Origin of the sequence: Actinocrinis puniceicyclus (genome assembly GCF_018283645.1) — a bacterium.
Taxonomy (GTDB): domain Bacteria; phylum Actinomycetota; class Actinomycetes; order Streptomycetales; family Catenulisporaceae; genus Actinocrinis; species Actinocrinis puniceicyclus.
In genome coordinates, this window is the sequence record NZ_JAGSXH010000380.1 from 1 (window position 1) to 510 (window position 510).

A 510-nucleotide genomic window follows, 5' to 3' on the forward strand; every position below is an offset into this window, starting at 1 on the left:
TGGACACCAGAAAGGTGCACCCGTTCCCTGTATGGACATGATCTAGGCAATCACATCCTTGCAGGCCGGGCGCACCTTTCGCATCTCAGCGGGCTGCATTACGAACTACGTCACGAATAGCCAGGGTCAAGGTTCTGACGTTGGGCTTCGCGTTGTAGGATCCTGCGGTGCCATCGAACCCCGGCGCTGCGCGCCTGTGCGATCTGATCTCTTTGGGTGTCCTGACCCATTGGGTCCCGCCGGAAGTGGTTGAGGACGCCGTCGCCGAGCATGGTAGGCAGGACAAGCGCGGCGGGGGTGCGCTGCCGGCCCGGGTGATGCTGTACTACACGATCGCGATGGCGTTGTTCGCCGATGAGGACTACGAGGGCGTGTTCGACCGCCTGGCTGAGCCGCTTGCGCTGCTGGGCGGGCTGGACACGGATTATCAGACCCCGACCTCCGGAGGGATCGCCAAGGCCCGGGCCCGGCTGGGTGAGGCACCGGTGCGGGAGGTGTTCGAGCAGGTCG

1 protein-coding gene is annotated in these 510 nt (G+C 64.5%); it reads left to right on the forward strand.

The window, feature by feature from the left end; translation table 11 throughout:
* Positions 1 to 167: 167 nt before the first annotated feature.
* On the forward strand, positions 168 to 510 hold a 343-nt coding region (locus tag KGA66_RS29380), incomplete at its 3' end, for a transposase domain-containing protein (RefSeq protein ID WP_211472908.1).